Source organism: Streptomyces sp. GL_141 (assembly GCF_057834385.1).
In genome coordinates, this window is the sequence record NZ_CM174402.1 from 6,339,375 (window position 1) to 6,357,042 (window position 17,668).

Genomic DNA, 17,668 nt, shown 5'->3' on the forward strand with positions numbered 1-17,668 from the left:
TCATATTACCGACGGGTATTCGCTCCGGACCAGACCCGTGAAAGCAACGGACGGGCGAACTCTGGGAGTTCGCCCGTCCGTCGGTGGTGCGGTCGTGGTGCAGTCGGTGGTTCAGCCCGAACGCGTCAGCCTGAACGGGTCAGCCGGCGACGGCCTTGTCGATCGCCGCCGTGAACTCCGCGGGCGTCTGCGGCAGCGGATCGATCTTCTTGCCGTCCATCTTCAGCGTCGGAGTGCCCTTCACGCCGCTCTTGTCGAAGGTCTTCGACATCTCCAGCGCCCACCGGTCGTAGGTGCCGTCCTCGACCGCCTTCTTGAACTCGGCGTTGCCCTTGAGCGTCGGGACCTGGTCCGCGACCGTCAGCAGGTAGTCGTCCTTGGCGAACTTGTCGTCCTTCTCCTCCGGGTGGTTCGCCGCGGAGTAGAGGGCCGTCTTGTACTCCAGGAACGCCTCGGGGCTGACGTTGAGGGCCGCGCCCAGCGCGCTCAGGGCGTTCTTCGAGCCGCTGCCGGGGAAGCCGTTGTCCAGGAAGGTGGCGCCGACGAACTGGATCTTGTACTTGCCGGCGTCGAGGTCCGCCTTGAGCTGCGGGCCGACCGCCTGCTCGAAGCTCGCGCAGACCGGGCAGCGCGCGTCCTCGTACAGCTCCAGGGTCTTCTTGGCGTCGGCCTTGCCGATGACCACCGTCGTGCCGTTCTCGCCCGAGGTGTTCTTCGGCGCGACCAGGGGCGCGTCGGCGGCCTTCTCCCAGGCGCTCGGCTGGTTGGACTGGACGACGGCGTAGCCGACGCCCCCGGCCAGGGCGAGGGCGGCCACGACGCCGCCCGCCACGAACACCTGCCGGCGGACCTTGGCCTTCTTGGCCTGCTGCTCGCGCTCGATGCGCAGCTTCTCGCGGGCCGCCGCCTTGTTCGCCTGGCTGTTGCGTGCGCTCATCGTTCTCTCCGTGGGGTGTGGCTCCGCTGTGGAGCCGGCTGGAAGGGGGGACTGTCCTCGTACGTCAGGCGCGAGCGAACGCGCCGTGTGCGCGAGGAGGTCCCCGCCGTCCCACGGAGTGCACGGGGAAGCGGGTGCGGGCCACCGCGCTCCGCAGCGCCGCGAGCGGCGAGCGGCGTACCGGAGCCAGGGCCCGCGCCGTGCGGGCCGAGGCCATCAGCAGCGGCCGGAAGGCGAAGGCGGACGCCGCGCCCAGCAGCCGGCCGAGCGCCCGCTCCCCGCGGTGCAGCCACAGGGAGGCGAGCAGTCCGACCGATACGTGGGCGCCCAGCAGCAGCCAGGGAGCCCACGGTCCGGGTGCGGCCAGCAATGCGGCCGGGTCGGCGGGCCCGCCCACCTCGGCCAGCGCCCCGCCCACCGGGCTGCCGCCGCAGAAGTCGGCGAGCCCCATGGCGCGCAGCGGACCCGAGACGGGGCCGCCCGCGAGGCCGTAGCAGAGGTGCTGGCCGGAGGTCAGGACGGTGTCGGCGGCCAGTTCCAGGGGGACGAGCAGCCCGGCGATGTGACCGATGCCACGCTCGCGTCCGGCCAGGGCGAAGGCGATCGCGAACACGGCGGCGAAGGCCCCTCCCACCAGGGCGGGAGGCAGCGGCACCCGGGAGAACAGGACGTGCGAGCCGGTCGAGAGCAGCACGACGACCGCGCTGAACAGCGCGGCCCGCAGCCCTCGGAGACCCACCCCGGATATGTCCATCGTCGCGAGTGTGCCATGCGTCCCTGTGCGGACGGGTCCTAGGTCCTTGCCTAGGGCAGGATCCGGCCGTTGCGGAAGAGGTCCACGAAGATCTGGTGGTCGGCGCGGGCCCGGGCGCCGTAGGCGTGCGCGAAGTCCACCAGCAGGTCCGCGAAGCCCTCCTCGTCGGCGGCGATGGCCGCGTCGATGGCCCGCTCGGTGGAGAACGGGACCAGCGTCTGGCCGCTCTCCTGCTCGTCCGCGGCTCCGTGCATGGTCGCCGTGGCCCGGCCCAGGTCGGCGACCACGGCCGCGATCTCCTCCGGGTCGTCCAGGTCCGACCAGTCCAGGTCCACCGCGTACGGGGAGACCTCCGCGACGAGCTGCCCGGCCCCGTCCAGCTCGGTCCAGCCGAGCCACGGGTCGGCGTGCGCCTGCAGGGCCCGCTGGGAGATCACGGTGCGGTGCCCCTCGTGCCGGAAGTACTCGCGCACCGACCGGTCGGTGACGTGCCGGGACACGGCCGGGGTCTGCGCCTGCTTGAGGTAGATCACGACGTCGTTCTCCAGGGCGTCGCTGTGCCCCTCCAGCAGGATGTTGTACGAGGGCAGGCCCGCCGAGCCGATGCCGACGCCCCGCCGGCCCACCACGTCCTTGACCCGGTAGGAGTCCGGGCGCACGAGGGACTCGTCGGGCAGGGTCTCCAGGTACCCGTCGAAGGCGGCGAGCACCTTGTACCGGGTGGCCGCGTCCAGCTCGATGGTCCCGGGGCCGGGGGAGAAGCGGCGCTCGAACTCGCGGATCTCGGTCATCGAGTCGAGGAGCGAGAAACGGGTGCGGCGGCGGGCGGCGCGCAGGGCCTCCAGCAGCGGGCCGTCGGCGGTGTCCAGCGTGAAGGCGGGCACTTCTTCGTTCTTGGCGCCGGTGGCCAGCGCGTGGATGCGCTCCCGGTAGGCGGCCGCGTAGATCCGGACCAGCTCGCTGATCTGGTCGTCGCTGAGCGCCTTGGTGTAGCCGATCAGGGCGACGGAGGCCGAGAACCGCTTCAGGTCCCAGGTGAAGGGGCCGACGTAGGCCTCGTCGAAGTCGTTGACGTTGAAGACCAGCCGGCCCTGGGCGTTCATGTAGGTGCCGAAGTTCTCGGCGTGCAGGTCGCCGTGGATCCACACCCGGCCGGTGCGCTCGTCCAGGTACGGGCCGCCGTGCCGCTCGCGCTCCAGGTCGGCGTAGAAGAGGCAGGCGGTGCCCCGGTAGAAGGCGAAGGCCGAGGCCGCCATCTTGCGGAACTTGACCCGGAAGGCCGCGGGGTCGGCGGTGATCAGCTCGCCGAAGGCGATGTCGAACACGTCGAGTATCTGCTCGGCGCGCTGCTCGTCGGTCGTCTCGGGAACCGCCATGGCGGGTGCCTCCAGGTGGCGCGGGGTGGAACGCATATCGGACACGGGTCCTTGGGTCTGCAACGGATGAAGCTACCCCGCCGTGCCCGGAAACTGTCACTGGGGCCACGTAGGATTCATAGCTGCCGCCCCCTCTCTCCCCGCCCGGAGGCCCCCACCGTGACCAAGACGCCGTTCACGCACCTGCACGTCCACACCCAGTACTCCCTGCTGGACGGTGCCGCGCGGCTGAAGGACATGTTCAACGCGTGCAACGAGATGGGCATGACGCACATCGCCATGTCCGACCACGGCAACCTGCACGGGGCGTACGACTTCTTCCACACGGCGAAGAAGGCCGGGGTCACGCCGATCATCGGCATCGAGGCGTACGTCGCCCCCGAGTCCCGGCGCAACAAGCGGCGCATCCAGTGGGGACAGCCGCACCAGAAGCGCGACGACGTGTCCGGTTCCGGCGGTTACACCCACAAGACGATCTGGGCGGCGAACTCCACCGGGCTGCACAACCTCTTCCGGCTGTCCTCCGACGCGTACGCCGAGGGCTGGCTCACGAAGTGGCCGCGCATGGACAAGGAGACCATCAGCCAGTGGTCCGAAGGCCTGATCGCCTCCACCGGCTGCCCCTCCGGCGAGCTGCAGACCAGGCTGCGCCTCGGCCAGTTCGACGAGGCCCTGAAGGCCGCGTCCGAATACCAGGACATCTTCGGCAAGGACCGCTACTTCCTGGAGCTGATGGACCACGGCATCGAGATCGAGCGCCGGGTCCGCGACGGGCTGCTGGAGGTCGGCAAGAAGCTCGGCATCCCGCCGCTGGTCACCAACGATTCGCACTACACGTACGCGCACGAGTCGGCGGCGCACGACGCCCTGCTGTGCATCCAGACCGGCAAGAACCTCTCCGACCCGGACCGCTTCCGCTTCGACGGCACCGGCTACTACCTGAAGTCCACGGAGGAGATGTACGCCGTCGACTCCTCGGACGCCTGGCAGGAGGGCTGCCGCAACACCCTCCTGGTGGCCGAGCAGGTCGACACCGCCGGCATGTTCGAGGCCAAGAACCTCATGCCGAAGTTCGAGATCCCGGAAGAGGGCTACACCGAGGTCACCTGGTTCAAGGAGGAAGTGCGGCGCGGCATGGCCCGCCGCTACCCCGGAGGCGTCCCCGACGACCGGCAGAAGCAGGCCGAGTACGAGCTGGACGTCATCATCCAGATGGGGTTCCCGGGCTACTTCCTCGTCGTCGCCGACTTCATCATGTGGGCCAAGAAGCAGGGCATCGCGGTCGGCCCCGGCCGAGGCTCCGCCGCCGGCTCGATCGTCGCGTACGCCATGGGCATCACCGACCTCGACCCGATCACCCACGGCCTGATCTTCGAGCGCTTCCTGAACCCCGAGCGCGTCTCCATGCCCGATGTCGACATCGACTTCGACGAGCGCAGGCGCGTCGAGGTGATCCGGTACGTGACCGACAAGTACGGCGACGACAAGGTCGCCATGATCGGCACGTACGGAAAGATCAAGGCGAAGAACGCCATCAAGGACTCCGCCCGGGTCCTCGGCTACCCGTACGCCATGGGCGACCGGCTCACCAAGGCGATGCCCGCCGACGTCCTCGGCAAGGGCATCGACCTCAACGGCATCACCGACCCTTCGCACCCGCGCTACGGCGAGGCCGGCGAGATCCGGGCGATGTACGAGAACGAGCCGGACGTCAAGAAGGTCATCGACACCGCCCGCGGCGTCGAGGGCCTGGTCCGCCAGATGGGCGTGCACGCCGCCGGCGTGATCATGTCCAGCGAGCCGATCGTCGACCACGCCCCGGTCTGGGTCCGGCACACGGACGGCGTGACCATCACGCAGTGGGACTACCCCCAGTGCGAGTCGCTCGGCCTGATCAAGATGGACTTCCTGGGCCTGCGCAACCTCACGATCATGGACGACGCCGTCAAGATGGTGAAGGCCAACAAGGGGATCGACCTCGACCTCCTGGGCCTGCCGCTCGACGACCCCAAGACCTTCGAACTGCTCGGCCGCGGCGACACCCTCGGCGTCTTCCAGTTCGACGGCGGGCCCATGCGCTCCCTGCTGCGCCTGATGAAGCCCGACAACTTCGAGGACATCTCCGCCGTCTCGGCCCTGTACCGGCCGGGCCCGATGGGCATGAACTCGCACACGAACTACGCGCTGCGCAAGAACAAGCAGCAGGAGATCACCCCGATCCACCCGGAGCTGGAGGAGCCGCTCAGGGAGATCCTCGGCGTCACCTACGGCCTCATCGTGTACCAGGAGCAGGTCCAGAAGGCCGCCCAGATCATCGCCGGCTACTCGCTCGGCGAGGCCGACATCCTGCGCCGCGTGATGGGCAAGAAGAAGCCCGACGAGCTGGCGAAGAACTTCGTCATCTTCGAGGCGGGGGCCAAGGAGAAGGGCTTCAGCGACCAGGCGATCAAGGCGCTGTGGGACGTCCTGGTCCCCTTCGCCGGCTACGCCTTCAACAAGGCGCACTCCGCCGCGTACGGCCTGGTCTCCTACTGGACCGCCTACCTCAAGGCCAATTTCCCGGCCGAGTACATGGCGGGCCTGCTCACCTCGGTCAAGGACGACAAGGACAAGTCCGCGATCTACCTGAACGAGTGCCGCCGGATGGGCATCAAGGTGCTCCCGCCGAACGTGAACGAGTCGGAGGCGAACTTCGCCGCCCAGGGCGACGACGTGATCCTCTTCGGCCTCACCGCCGTGCGCAACGTCGGTACCAACGTCGTCGAGTCGATCATCAAGAGCAGGAAGGCCAAGGGGAAGTACTCCACCTTCCCCGACTTCCTCGACAAGGTCGAAGCCGTCGTCTGCAACAAGCGCACCGTCGAGTCCCTGATCAAGGCCGGCGCCTTCGACGAGATGGGCCACACCCGCAAGGGCCTGGTCGCCCACCACGAGCCGATGATCGACAACGTGGTGGCCGTCAAGCGCAAGGAGGCCGAGGGGCAGTTCGACCTCTTCGGCGGAATGGGTGACGAGAGCGCGAGCGACGAGCCCGGCTTCGGCCTCGACGTGGAGTTCTCCGACGTCGAGTGGGAGAAGGCCTACCTGCTCGCCCAGGAGCGCGAGATGCTCGGCCTCTACGTCTCCGACCACCCGCTCTTCGGCCTGGAGCACGTGCTCTCCGACAAGACCGACGCCGGCATCTCCCAGCTCACCGGCGGCGAGCACGGCGACGGCGCGGTCGTCACCATCGGCGGCATCATCTCGGGCCTCCAGCGCAAGATGACCAAGCAGGGCAACGCCTGGGCCATCGCCACCGTCGAGGACCTGGCCGGCTCCATCGAATGCATGTTCTTCCCCGCGACCTACCAGCTCGTCTCCACCCAGCTGGTCGAGGACACCGTCGTCTTCGTCAAGGGCCGCCTGGACAAGCGCGAGGACGTCCCCCGGCTGGTCGCCATGGAGATGATGGTCCCCGACCTCTCCAACGCCGGCACCAACGCCCCCGTCGTCCTCACCATCCCGACCGTCAAGGTCACCCCGCCGATGGTCACCAGGCTCGGCGAGATCCTGCGCCACCACCAGGGCAACAGCGAGGTCCGGATCAAGCTCCAGGGGCCGCGCACCACCACCGTGCTCCGGCTCGACAAGCACCGGGTCAAGCCCGACCCGGCGCTCTTCGGCGACCTCAAGGTGCTGCTCGGCCCGTCCTGCCTGGCCGGCTAGGCGCCACCCACCCCGGCGCCGCTTCTTCCTGCGCGCGAAGGCCCGCCCCTGTCGACGGGGGCGGGCCTTCGCACGTACGGGGAGGCGTCAGTTGTGGCCGAACTTCTTTTCCCTCTTCTTGCCGGCCATCTGCAGCGGACTGGGCGCCGCCGAGGTCGAGGGTGCGGGCGACGATTCCATCGAGGTCTTCGCCGGATCCTGTGCAGCCGCGCGGTCCTGGGACTTGGCGGGCTGCTGGCGGTTCTTGTTCTTGGCCATGGGATGCCTCCGTGGGGGGTTTAGGGGCCAGGGCCGCCTTCACACTCACACAGGGCCGTAAACGGCGCATTTTGGATCATTACCGCGCGTAGTCGGGGCTCCTGCCGGGGGACTCTGAGAGATACGCCACGCCGATGATCGAGTTCCGGCCGTCAAGGCCGTTGCCGTCGGGCAGACTCGGGGAAACCGCGAAAGACACAGAGGACCCCCAGGGAAGAGGGTGGTACGCGTGGACCGCTGCGTCGTCCTGGTGGACGCCGGCTATCTGCTGGGCGCCGCCGCGAGCCTCCTCGCAGGAGAGCCGTCCCGCTCCCGGATCACCGTCGACCATGCGGCGCTCATCCAGGGCCTGCGCGAGCGAGCCGAGGCCGACACCGAGCAGCCCCTCCTGCGGATCTACTGGTTCGACGGCGCACCCGACCGGGTGCCCCAGCCCGAGCACCGCCGGCTGCGCGTCATGCCCCGGGTCACCGTCCGCCTCGGCGCCCTGACCCGCAGCGACGGCCGCTGGGCCCAGAAGGGCGTCGACGCGGCCATGCACGCCGAGCTCACCGAGCTCGCCCGCAACCGGGCCTGCTCGGACGTCGTACTCGTCACCGGCGACGGCGACCTGCTGCCCGGCCTGATGTCCGCCAAGGAACACGGGGTCGCCGTCCACCTGTGGGCCGTCCAGGCCGCCGACGGGGACTACAACCAGTCCGAGGACCTCGTCGCCGAAGCCGACGAACGCCGCGTCCTGGACCGCACCTGGATCACCCGCGCCGTCCGCGCCCGCGACCTCACCGGACTCTGCGCCCCGGCGCCGGCCCCGCGCCCCGAGATCGCCGCCATCCTCTCCGCGCCGCTGCCCGAGGCCGCACTCGCCGAAGCCGCCCGCGGCAACGGAACCCGGCCCGCGGCCCCCGTGGAGCCCGAGGAGGGCGGCGTACCCGCCACCGCGGCCGCCTCCGCCAACGGCAGGACCGTCCCGACCCCGAAGGACCTCGCGGGCGCCCTGCGCGCCCCCGGAGCCCCCGCACCCGCCCCCGGCCAGCCCCTCGGCGCGGCCCCGGCGGGCAGCGCCCTGCGGTGGTCCTCCGACAAGGGATGGGTCGACCGCGCCGGGCCGCTCGGCGAGCCCGCCGAGACCGCCTCGCTGCCCACCCTCGCCCAGCTCACCTCCGCCGAGCAGCGCTGGGCGGACCGCGAGGAGGACATCACCACCGTCGGAGGGGACCCGTTCGAGGTGGGACAGGTGTTCGCCCGGCGCTGGATGGAACGGCTCCCGGAGACCGTGCACCTGCAGAAGCTCGCCACCATGTACCCGCGGATCCCGCACCGGATCGACGGGGAGCTGCTGCGCTACGCCGCCCGCTTCGGACTCCTCGCGCACAAGGACGACCAGATCGACGAGCACGACCGGTACGCCATCCGGGCCGGTTTCTGGCGTGAGATCGACGTACGGGCGGCCGCCGAGCACGTGGCCGGTACCGGATCGCCGGCCGTCCCGGCCGCCGTCCCGGGTGCTCCCGGGGCCCCTGTTGCGGCCCCCGTCACGGTGGCCCAGGCGGCCCCGGCAGCCGAGTAGGGGCCGCAACCCCGTAGGCTGCTCCCTCGTGAGTACGGGGACAGCACAGGCGGATACGGACACGGCAGGGGCCGCGGGACCGGCCTCCGACGTGGTCTGCGCGGTACGTGACCTGGTCAAGACGTATCCGGCGGTACGAGGACGCCGCGGGGCCCCGGCCCTGCCCGAGACCCGTGCCACCGACGGGATCTCCCTGGACGTGCGGCGCGGCGAGATCTTCGGGCTGCTCGGCCCCAACGGCGCCGGCAAATCGACCCTGGTCCGCCAGCTCACCGGCCTGCTGCGGCCCGACTCCGGCTCGGTGACCCTGCTCGGCCACGACCTCGTGCGCCACCCCGACCGGTCGGCCCGGCTGCTCTCCTACCTGGGGCAGGAATCCACCGCCCTCGACGAGCTCACGGTCTCGCTGGCCGCCGAGACGACCGGCCGGCTGCGGGGCCTCGGCCTGCGCGAGGCACGGGCCGCCCGGGACTCCGTACTGGAAGAACTCGGCCTGACCGGGATCGCCGGACGCCCCCTGAAGAAGCTGTCCGGCGGGCAGCGGCGCCTCGCCTGCTTCGCCGCCGCGCTGGTGGGGGAGCGGCCCGTCCTGGTGCTCGACGAGCCCACGACCGGCATGGACCCGGTGGCCCGGCGGGCCGTCTGGGCCGCCGTCGACCGCCGCCGCGCCCAGACCGGGGCCACCGTGCTGCTGGTCACCCACAACGTCATCGAGGCCGAGACCGTCCTCGACCGGGTCGCCGTCATCGACCAGGGCCGGGTCATCGCCTGCGACACCCCGGCCGGGCTCAAGGCCCGGGTGTCCGGCGAGGTCCGCCTCGAACTGGTCTGGCGCGAGTCCGCTCCGCTGGGTTTTCCGGAGGTCGCGGAGCTGCGTCAGCTCGCAGTGGAGACGGGGCGGCGCTGGGTGCTGCGGCTCGGCCCCGACGAGGCGCGGGCCGCAGTGGCCGCGGTGACCGGCGGCCCGGCCTTCGCCGCCCTTGACGATTTCACACTGGCCACGCCGAGCCTGGAGGACGTGTACCTCGCGCTGGGCGGGAAGACGAAAGGGCTGGTGAAGTCGTGAGCGACCGTCTGGCAGGCGCCGTCGCGCCGATCGGGGCCGCGTCGCTGGTCGGCGCGCCCGCAAACGGCGTGCAGACCGCCGCCGCATCCGCGATCACCGGGCAGGGCGCCGCCTCGCCGAACGCGGTCCGACAGCACCCCGTCGCGCCGCTGGCACCCCGCGCCCGGTTCTTCCCGGCGCTGGCCGCCGTCTACCGGGCCCAGCTGTCCCGCGCGCGGGTCTCGCGGATCCCGCTGCTGTTCGTGGCCACCTTCCAGTCCGTCGGGATCATGATCCTGATGCGGGGCGTGGTCGACGGGGGCTCCGAGGCGCGGGCCGTCGTCGCCGGCTCCTCCGTGCTGGTCGTCGCCTTCGTCGCGCTGAACCTGCTCGCCCAGTACTTCGGCCAGCTCCGGGCCAGCGGCGGGCTCGACCACTACGCCACCCTGCCGGTGCCGCCCGCGTCCGTGGTGCTCGGCGCGGCCGCCGCCTACGCCTCCTTCACACTGCCCGGCACCCTGGTGACGGCCGTCTTCGGCAGCGTGCTGTTCGGGCTGCCGATGGGCGGACTGTGGATCCTGGCCGCCGTGGTGCCGCTGGCCGGCGCCGCCCTCGCCGGGCTCGGCGCGGCGCTCGGCCTGCTCGCCCCGCGCCAGGAGCTGGCCACCCTCGCCGGACAGCTCGGCATGTCCGCGGCGCTGCTGCTGGGCGTGCTGCCGCCCGAGCGGATGCCCGAGGTCATCGTCTGGGCGCGGGACCTGCTGCCGTCCACGTACGGCGTGGAGGCCTTCGCCCGGACCTTCGAACCGCATCCCGACTGGGCGGCGGTCCTCCTCGACCTCGGCGTGTGCGCGGGGGTGGGGGTGCTGTCCCTCGCCGTCGCGACCTGGGCCTACCGGCGGGCAGCGGTCCGCTGACGCCCGCCGGGGCCGATCGTTAAATCAAACACTTCCTGGCACGATGTGGGAGTGACCGAAGCCGTGACCCCCTATGACAAGCCCGACCAGCCGCCGTCGGATGCGCCTCCGGCTGCGACAGCGGCTGGGGCCGCGCCCGAGCCCGAGCCCGCCTTCTCCCCGTCCGACATCCGCGACGGGGCCGCCATCGCCCTCGTGATCGGCGTGGCCGGCGTGCTCCTCGGGCTGCTGTGGGTCTGGCTCGCGCCGCGCGTGCAGTACATCTCCAACGGCGAGGCCGTGTTCCTGCGGGACACCGAGAGCGAGGCGCGGATCGGGGCGGACGGGACCTTCCTGCTGCTGTCCGTCGGATTCGGCGTGCTGAGCGCGGTGGCCGTGTTCCTGTGGCGCCGGAGCGGGGGCGCGGCGCAGGTGGTCGGGCTCGCGGTCGGGTCGGTCTTCGCCGCGCTGGTCGGCTGGCGGGTGGGCCTGTGGCTGGGGCCGTCCTCGGACCTGGTGGCGGTCGCCCGGAAGGCGGGGAAGGGTGTCCCCTTCGACGCCCCGCTGGAACTGCTCGCGCACGGGGCGCTGCTCGGGTGGCCGATGGCCGCGGTCGTCGTGCACCTCGGTCTGACGGCGCTGTGGGGTACGCGGGATCCGGCGCCGGAGCTTTCGGTGTGGCCGTCGGGGTACTACCAGGCTCCTGGCGAATCCGCCGTCTCGCCGTCGCCGTCGCCAGCCCCGGCCCCGTCGCCTTCGGCGGACCCCTCCGGTACGGAGCCTCCGCGGCCGTAGCGCCGGGCCGGGGGAGGCGGGCCCTGCGGGGCTGTCCCCGTACCCGCCCTTCCACCGTTCCCCGGGCGCTGCCCGGACCCCGGTCCTCAAACGCCGGACGGGCTGAAAAGATCGCCTCGAACGCCGGCGGGGCTGGATTCATCCAGCCCCGCCGGCGTTCGAGGCGCGGGGTCCGGGGCGGAGCCCCGGGGAACGGTGGAAGGGCGGGTAGGGGACCTCTGCGCGCAGCGGACCGGGGGCGATACACCCGGGCGATCGGGGACAGGTCGGCCGTGGTCAGGGCGGCCAGCGTGGCCGGGGCGAGTTCGACCTCCAGGCCGCGGCGGCCCGCCGAGACGCAGATCGTGGGGAACTCCGAGGCGGAGGCGTCCAGGACCGTGCGGAGGCGCTTGCGCTGGCCCAGGGGGGAGATGCCGCCCAGGACGTAGCCCGTGGTGCGCTCGGCCAGGGCCGGATCGGCCATCGCCGCGCGCTTGCCGCCCACCGCGGCGGCCAGGGCCTTCAGGTCGAGGCTGCCCGAGACCGGGACCACCGCGACCACCAGCGAGCCGTCCACGTCGGCCAGCAGCGTCTTGAAGACCTGCGCGGGGGAGACCCCGAGGGCCTGCGCGGCCTCCTCGCCGTAGGACGGATGGGCCGGGTCGTGCTCGTAGGCGTGCACGGTGAAATCGGCGCCGGCCGCCGTCAGGGCCACGATCGCCGGAGTGCCCGCCGGCTTCTTCTTCGCCATGGGTCCTTCGTCAGTTGGGGCTCGTCGGGGCGCGGGTGAGGTCCACGGCCGGGAGCGAGGGGAGGTGGCGGATGACGGCCGTCTCGGTGCGCAGCAGCTTCAGCTCCTCCGCGAGGCGGGTCGCCGTGTCCGGGGCCTGGAGCAGCCGCTGCTTCGCCGGGATGTCCAGCACCGCGGCCGCCGCGACCAGGTACGAGACCACCGACGGCTCGTCGGGGAGGTCCATGCCGGTCAGGGACCGTTCGCGGGCCCCCGCGAGCCGCTTCTGATACGTGCGGAACGCCCGCAGCACGCCCTCCGCCAGTGCGCCCGCGCCGTCGCCCGCGTCCTCCGGGAGCTCCTCCAGCTCCGCCACCAGGAACGGGCCGGACGCGTCGACCGACAGCAGCCGGACCCGGACGGTGCCGGTCGCCATCACCTCGAAGCTGCCGTCCTCCCGCTCCCGGATCGAGGCCGCGTCCGCGATGCAGCCCACCCGGTGGAAGGCCTGGACCGGGTCCGCGCCGAAACCGGCGGCCGGGCCGCGCTCGGGCACGGCCGTCTGGTCCGGCAGGCCGGGCGCGGTCGGGGCGACCTCCCGGCCGTCGCGGATCGCGACGACCGCGAAGCGGCGGGGCTCGTCCTCTCCCGCCTTCAGCAGCTCGCGCATCATGGCGCGATAACGCTCCTCGAAGATGTTCAGCGGGAGCACGAGTCCCGGGAACAGCACCGAGTTCAGCGGGAAGAGGGGCAGGCGAACGGTGGTCACGAGGCACAGGGTAGTGGCCGTGGCCCGGGGACCGTTATCCCCGCCTCAGGACGCGGGAGGCGCCCGCCGCCACCGTCGTGGCCAGGATCCAGCCCAGGATGACCAGGGCCGCCGTGCCCCACTGCCAGCCGCCCCGCAGAATCCACTGGTCCTGCTGGCCCAGGTCGATCACCGGGAGCAGCAGATCCAGCGCGAACAGCGCCGGGTTCCAGTCCGGGTGCTCCTCAGCCTTGAGCGGCGGAGGCTCGCCGTGGCCCGCGAAGAGCGCGGCCCCGGTCGCCCACAGCACGGCCATCCACAGCGCCGCCCGCCCCGGCCGGTAGCCGTAGACCACCGTCCAGTCCTGGAGGTACCCCCACGCGCGCAGCGCCGGCGGCAGCGTCGTGCGCCGGCGCCGCTGTTTGGCCAGCAGCACCTCGCGGGCGTCCGCGTCCTCCCCGGAGGCCCGCAGGACCGCGGCGAGCCGCTCGTACGGTTCCGGGGAGTACTCGGGGGTGGCCGCCTCGATCCACTCCAGCCGGCGGGCCGGCGGGAAGAGGCCCCGGGGCGCGAGGTTCTCGTAGCCGAAGCCCTCGATGGACAGCCGGCCCGGGCGGGCCGGCCAGCTCGTGGCCGTGTCCACGAGCTTGACCACCTGCGAGCCCGACAGCACCACCCGGCCCCGCTCCGGGCGCTCGCCCACGAACCGCAGCTCCGGGGTGTGGATGCGGCGCAGCGAGACCTCCTGGTCCTCCGTGAGGGTGAACCGGGCCCCGTAGAAGTCCACGGCGTCCCCGAAGCGGCCGTCGTCCAGCCGCAGGCCGCCCCGGCACTCGAAGTGCTGCGCGGGCTCGCCCCGCAGGGGGGTGTAGCCCTGCCCGTACGGGGGTGTGGAGGAACCGGAGTCGCCCGCGGTGTAGTCCAGGGCGATGGAGGTCAGGTAGAGGGTGCGCTCCACGGTGAGCTGCGGGGCGTTCAGCGCCCGCTTCCCGGCCGGATTGCTCAGGCGGGCCCCGCGCAGGCTCATCGACACGCCGACCTTGGCGCCGCGCAGGCTCACCTCCCCGTACGCCTTGAGCAGCTCGCCCTGGAAGTCCTGCGCGACCGACATCCCGTCGGCGGCCAGCGCCCGCCCCTTGCTGTCGCGCTGCACCACCGCCTCGCTGATCAGCAGGTCGGTGCCGATCTGCGCGTCGGTCAGCCGGATCCCGCGCGCCACCCGGCAGCGCGGCAGGTGCAGGTCGCCCTCCGTCTGCAGCCGGGCCGCGTCCAGCCGGGGTATCGCGCAGTTGACCAGGCGCAGCGTGCCGAAGCGGGTCTCCGAGAGCTGCACCTCGCCGTCGAAGCGGCAGGACTGGAGCTCCACGTACGGGGTGACCGTGCCCCCGGACAGGTCGAGGCGGCCGGTGATCCGCACGCCGCGCAGCTTCAGGGAGGCCACCCTGCCCCGCACCGGGCCCGGCCCGTGGAGCAGCAGCAGGGCCACCACCGCCGCGCGGACGCTGCGCTCGGGGCCCCAGACCCGGTCGGCGTGCGGATCGTCCCGCTCGGCGGTGCGGGTGCTGAGATCGCAGACGCTGCCGGTCCGGTACGCGTCCCACATGAGCCGTTCGGGGCCGGTGAGATCGTCCGGTTCCCCGTCCGGGCGTGCTTCGGCCATGGCGGCCCCCCTCCGCATCTCCGCGCGGAGATCACCGCGCTCACCCGCACGCTAGAGGCCCTGTGTGACATCGGGGAACGTCCGTGGCTTGTATCAGCCAGTGATACGGACGAACGGTGGCGCGAGGCGGTCTGAGAGAATTGGCAGGTGATCTCTCGTATCGACCTGCGCGGCGACACCCTCCCCGAGGGTGGCGCCCTGCGCGATCTGCTGCCCCGTGCCGAGTTCGACGTAGAAGCCGCCCTGGAGAAGGTGCGGCCCATCTGCGAGGACGTCCACCATCGTGGGACGGCGGCGCTGATCGAGTACGCGCAGAAGTTCGACGGTGTGGAGCTGGAGCAGGTCAGGGTGCCCGTCGAGGCGCTCAAGACCGCTCTGGAGCAGCTCGACCCGGCCGTCCGCGCCGCTCTGGAGGAGTCGATCCGGCGCGCCCGGATCGTGCACCGCAACCAGCGCCGCTCCGAGCACACCACCCAGGTGGTCCCCGGCGGAACGGTGACCGAGAAGTGGGTGCCGGTGGAGCGCGTGGGGCTGTACGCCCCGGGCGGCCGCTCGGTGTACCCGTCCTCCGTCGTCATGAACGTGGTCCCGGCCCAGGAGGCGGGCGTGGAGTCCATCGCGCTCGCGTCCCCGCCGCAGAAGGAATTCGGCGGCCTGCCGCACCCGACGATCCTGGCCGCGTGCGCGCTGCTCGGCGTCGACGAGGTGTACGCCGCGGGCGGTGCCCAGGCCGTCGCGATGTTCGCGTACGGCACCGAGGAATGCGCCCCCGCGAACATGGTGACCGGCCCCGGCAACATCTGGGTCGCCGCCGCCAAGCGCTACTTCACCGGCAAGATCGGCATCGACACCGAGGCCGGCCCGACCGAGATCGCGGTCCTCGCGGACTCCACGGCCGACCCGGTGCACGTCGCCGCCGACCTGATCAGCCAGGCCGAGCACGACCCGCTGGCCGCCGCCGTCCTCGTCACGGACTCCGCGGAGCTCGCGGCCGCCGTCGAGAAGGAGCTGGAGCCGCAGGTCGCGGCCACCAAGCACGTCGAGGACCGGATCAAGCCCGCGCTCGCCGGCCGCCAGTCCGCGATCGTGCTGGTCGACAGCCTGGAGGACGGCCTCAAGGTCGTCGACGCGTACGGCGCCGAGCACCTGGAGATCCAGACCGCCGACGCGGCCGCCTGGGCCGCCCGCGTGCGCAACGCCGGAGCGATCTTCGTCGGCCCGTGGTCCCCGGTCTCGCTCGGCGACTACTGCGCCGGCTCGAACCACGTGCTGCCCACCGGCGGCTGCGCCTGCCACTCCTCGGGCCTGTCCGTGCAGTCCTTCCTGCGCGGCATCCACATCGTCGACTACACGCGCGACGCCCTCGCCGAGGTCACCCACCACGTGGTGACCCTCGCCGAGGCCGAGGACCTGCCCGCGCACGGCGCGGCTCTGAAGGCACGATTCGGGTGGAAGGTTCCCCAGGCATGACCAGCACCACGGACACCACGGACGCCGCAGACACCACGGACACCGCGGCGGTCATCGGCATCGACGACCTCCCCATCCGGGACGAGCTCCGCGGCAAGACCCCGTACGGCGCCCCGCAGCTGGACGTGCCCGTCCAGCTCAACACCAACGAGAACCCGTACGGGCTGCCCGAGGCGCTCGTCGCGCGCATCGCCGAGCGGGTCGCCGAGGCCGCCCGCACGCTGAACCGGTACCCCGACCGGGACGCCGTCGAGCTGCGCACCGAGCTGGCCGCCTACCTCACCCGTACCGGCAAGCACCCGGTCGCGCGGGAGAACGTATGGGCCGCCAACGGCTCCAACGAGGTCCTCCAGCAGCTGCTGCAGACCTTCGGCGGGCCCGGCCGCACCGCGATCGGCTTCGAGCCCTCGTACTCGATGCACGCGCTGATCGCGCGCGGCACCGGGACCGACTGGATCTCCGGCCCGCGGAGCGAGGACTTCACCATCGACGTGGAGGCCGCCGAGCGCGCCATCACGGAGCACGCCCCCAACGTCGTCTTCATCACCTCGCCCAACAACCCCACGGGCACCGCGGTCGGGGCGGAGACGGTCCTGGCCCTCTACGAGGCCGCGCAGGCGGCCGGGCCCAGCCTGGTCGTCGTGGACGAGGCCTACGTGGAGTTCAGCCACCGGGACTCGCTGCTGCCGCTGATCGAGGGCCGCCCCAACCTGGTGGTCTCCCGGACCATGTCCAAGGCCTTCGGCGCCGCCGGACTGCGCCTGGGCTACCTGGCCGCGCACCCGGCCGTGGTCGACGCCGTACAGCTCGTACGCCTGCCGTACCACCTGTCGGCCGTCACCCAGGCGACCGCGCTGGCCGCCCTGGAATTCACCGACACCCTCCTCGGCTACGTCGAGCAGCTCAAGGCCGAGCGGGACCGCCTGGTCACCGAGCTGCGGGGGATCGGCTTCGAGGTCACCGACTCCGACTCGAACTTCGTACAGTTCGGCCGGTTCGAGAACTCCCACACCGCCTGGCAGAAGATCCTCGACCAGGGGGTCCTGGTCCGGGACAACGGCGTACCGGGATGGCTGCGGGTCACCGCGGGCACCCCGGCCGAGAACGACGCGTTCCTGGAAGCGGTTCGCGCACTGAAGAAGGAGCAGCACGCATGAGCCGCATCGGACGGGTCGAACGGACCACGAAGGAGACCTCGGTCCTCGTCGAGATAAACCTCGACGGCACGGGCAAGGTCGACGTCTCGACGGGCGTGGGCTTCTACGACCACATGCTCGACCAGCTCGGCCGCCACGGCCTCTTCGACCTCACGGTCAAGACCGAGGGCGACCTGCACATCGACAGCCACCACACCATCGAGGACAGCGCGCTCGCGCTCGGTGCCGCCTTCAAGCAGGCCCTCGGCGACAAGGTCGGCATCTACCGCTTCGGCAACTGCACCGTGCCGCTCGACGAGTCCCTCGCCCAGGTGACCGTCGACCTGTCCGGCCGCCCCTACCTCGTGCACACCGAGCCCGAGAACATGGCGCCGATGATCGGCTCGTACGACACGACGATGACCCGGCACATCTTCGAGTCCTTCGTCGCGCAGGCCCAGATCGCCCTGCACATCCACGTGCCGTACGGCCGCAACGCCCACCACATCGTGGAGTGCCAGTTCAAGGCGCTGGCCCGGGCCCTGCGCTACGCCGCCGAGTTCGACCCGCGCGCCGCCGGGATCCTGCCCTCCACGAAGGGCGCCCTCTAGC

General features: G+C 71.8%; 14 protein-coding genes and 1 pseudogene. 8 read left to right on the forward strand and 7 right to left on the reverse strand.

Going from position 1 to position 17,668, the window contains the following annotated elements; all coding sequences use genetic code 11:
• Window positions 1-139: 139 nt before the first annotated feature.
• The 3 genes from AC3IX6_RS28115 to AC3IX6_RS28125 all read right to left on the reverse strand — a co-directional run bounded on the left by AC3IX6_RS28115 (window position 140) and on the right by AC3IX6_RS28125 (window position 3,067).
• Window positions 140-937 (reverse strand): DsbA family protein, encoded by a 798-nt coding sequence (locus tag AC3IX6_RS28115; protein WP_489365711.1) that lies wholly within the window; start codon window positions 935-937, stop codon window positions 140-142.
• 64 nt (window positions 938-1,001) lie between these two features.
• Window positions 1,002-1,691: a hypothetical protein gene (locus tag AC3IX6_RS28120; protein ID WP_489365713.1), complete on the reverse strand. Its 690-nt coding sequence runs from the start codon at window positions 1,689-1,691 to the stop codon at window positions 1,002-1,004.
• Window positions 1,692-1,741: 50 nt separating this feature from the next.
• On the reverse strand, window positions 1,742-3,067 hold the full coding sequence (locus AC3IX6_RS28125) for a DUF2252 domain-containing protein (protein WP_489371582.1): 1,326 nt from the start codon (window positions 3,065-3,067) through the stop codon (window positions 1,742-1,744).
• A 159-nt stretch (window positions 3,068-3,226) separates the two neighbouring features.
• On the opposite strand from AC3IX6_RS28125, the gene dnaE reads away from it, so the two are divergent.
• Window positions 3,227-6,772: a DNA polymerase III subunit alpha gene (gene dnaE, locus AC3IX6_RS28130; RefSeq protein ID WP_489365715.1), complete on the forward strand. Its 3,546-nt coding sequence runs from the start codon at window positions 3,227-3,229 to the stop codon at window positions 6,770-6,772.
• Between the two features lie 87 nt (window positions 6,773-6,859).
• Here the strand turns inward: dnaE and AC3IX6_RS28135 are convergent, their stop codons facing one another.
• Complete coding sequence (locus tag AC3IX6_RS28135; RefSeq protein WP_489365716.1) at window positions 6,860-7,030, reverse strand: hypothetical protein; 171 nt, start codon at window positions 7,028-7,030, stop codon at window positions 6,860-6,862.
• 229 nt (window positions 7,031-7,259) lie between these two features.
• Between AC3IX6_RS28135 and AC3IX6_RS28140 the strand changes: the two genes are divergently transcribed.
• The 4 genes from AC3IX6_RS28140 to AC3IX6_RS28155 all read left to right on the forward strand — a co-directional run bounded on the left by AC3IX6_RS28140 (window position 7,260) and on the right by AC3IX6_RS28155 (window position 11,333).
• Window positions 7,260-8,597 (forward strand): NYN domain-containing protein, encoded by a 1,338-nt coding sequence (locus tag AC3IX6_RS28140; RefSeq protein ID WP_489365718.1) that lies wholly within the window; start codon window positions 7,260-7,262, stop codon window positions 8,595-8,597.
• A gap of 28 nt (window positions 8,598-8,625) precedes the next feature.
• On the forward strand, window positions 8,626-9,663 hold the full coding sequence (locus tag AC3IX6_RS28145; protein WP_489365720.1) for an ABC transporter ATP-binding protein: 1,038 nt from the start codon (window positions 8,626-8,628) through the stop codon (window positions 9,661-9,663).
• Between the two features lie 92 nt (window positions 9,664-9,755).
• Window positions 9,756-10,559: an ABC transporter permease gene (locus AC3IX6_RS28150; protein WP_489371583.1), complete on the forward strand. Its 804-nt coding sequence runs from the start codon at window positions 9,756-9,758 to the stop codon at window positions 10,557-10,559.
• A 51-nt stretch (window positions 10,560-10,610) separates the two neighbouring features.
• Complete coding sequence (locus tag AC3IX6_RS28155) at window positions 10,611-11,333, forward strand: hypothetical protein (protein ID WP_489365722.1); 723 nt, start codon at window positions 10,611-10,613, stop codon at window positions 11,331-11,333.
• A 247-nt stretch (window positions 11,334-11,580) separates the two neighbouring features.
• On the opposite strand, the pseudogene ybaK reads toward AC3IX6_RS28155, so the two are convergent.
• The 3 genes and pseudogenes from ybaK to AC3IX6_RS28170 form a co-directional block, all read right to left on the reverse strand.
• A pseudogene (gene ybaK / locus AC3IX6_RS28160) lies at window positions 11,581-12,063 on the reverse strand (Cys-tRNA(Pro) deacylase); the annotation flags it as partial.
• 10 nt (window positions 12,064-12,073) lie between these two features.
• The gene (locus AC3IX6_RS28165; RefSeq protein WP_327307196.1) at window positions 12,074-12,811 is read right to left on the reverse strand and encodes an LON peptidase substrate-binding domain-containing protein; all 738 of its coding nucleotides are present in this window, start codon (window positions 12,809-12,811) and stop codon (window positions 12,074-12,076) included.
• 34 nt (window positions 12,812-12,845) lie between these two features.
• A complete protein-coding gene (locus AC3IX6_RS28170) occupies window positions 12,846-14,450 on the reverse strand; it encodes an oxidoreductase (protein WP_489365724.1) in 1,605 nt (534 codons plus the stop codon).
• A 147-nt stretch (window positions 14,451-14,597) separates the two neighbouring features.
• Between AC3IX6_RS28170 and hisD the strand changes: the two genes are divergently transcribed.
• The 3 genes from hisD to hisB are packed head-to-tail and all read left to right on the forward strand — an operon-like array spanning window position 14,598 to window position 17,667.
• On the forward strand, window positions 14,598-15,920 hold the full coding sequence (gene hisD / locus AC3IX6_RS28175) for a histidinol dehydrogenase (protein WP_489365726.1): 1,323 nt from the start codon (window positions 14,598-14,600) through the stop codon (window positions 15,918-15,920).
• A complete protein-coding gene (locus AC3IX6_RS28180; RefSeq protein WP_489365728.1) occupies window positions 15,917-17,077 on the forward strand; it encodes a histidinol-phosphate transaminase in 1,161 nt (386 codons plus the stop codon). Before hisD ends, AC3IX6_RS28180 begins: the two co-directional genes overlap by 4 nt.
• The gene (gene hisB, locus AC3IX6_RS28185) at window positions 17,074-17,667 is read left to right on the forward strand and encodes an imidazoleglycerol-phosphate dehydratase HisB (RefSeq protein WP_215035049.1); all 594 of its coding nucleotides are present in this window, start codon (window positions 17,074-17,076) and stop codon (window positions 17,665-17,667) included. Before AC3IX6_RS28180 ends, hisB begins: the two co-directional genes overlap by 4 nt.
• Window position 17,668 lies beyond the last annotated feature (1 nt).

Excerpts from the sequence above, each read along its gene's own strand:
- AC3IX6_RS28115 (WP_489365711.1), bottom strand. The coding sequence starts at position 937 with ATGAGCGCACGCAACAGCCAGGCGAACAAGGCGGCGGCCCGCGAGAAG.
- AC3IX6_RS28120 (WP_489365713.1), bottom strand. The coding sequence starts at position 1,691 with ATGGACATATCCGGGGTGGGTCTCCGAGGGCTGCGGGCCGCGCTGTTC.
- AC3IX6_RS28125 (WP_489371582.1), bottom strand. The coding sequence starts at position 3,067 with ATGGCGGTTCCCGAGACGACCGACGAGCAGCGCGCCGAGCAGATACTC.
- AC3IX6_RS28135 (WP_489365716.1), bottom strand. The coding sequence starts at position 7,030 with ATGGCCAAGAACAAGAACCGCCAGCAGCCCGCCAAGTCCCAGGACCGC.
- AC3IX6_RS28170 (WP_489365724.1), bottom strand. The coding sequence starts at position 14,450 with ATGGCCGAAGCACGCCCGGACGGGGAACCGGACGATCTCACCGGCCCC.
- AC3IX6_RS28180 (WP_489365728.1), top strand. The coding sequence starts at position 15,917 with ATGACCAGCACCACGGACACCACGGACGCCGCAGACACCACGGACACC.
- hisB (WP_215035049.1), top strand. The coding sequence starts at position 17,074 with ATGAGCCGCATCGGACGGGTCGAACGGACCACGAAGGAGACCTCGGTC.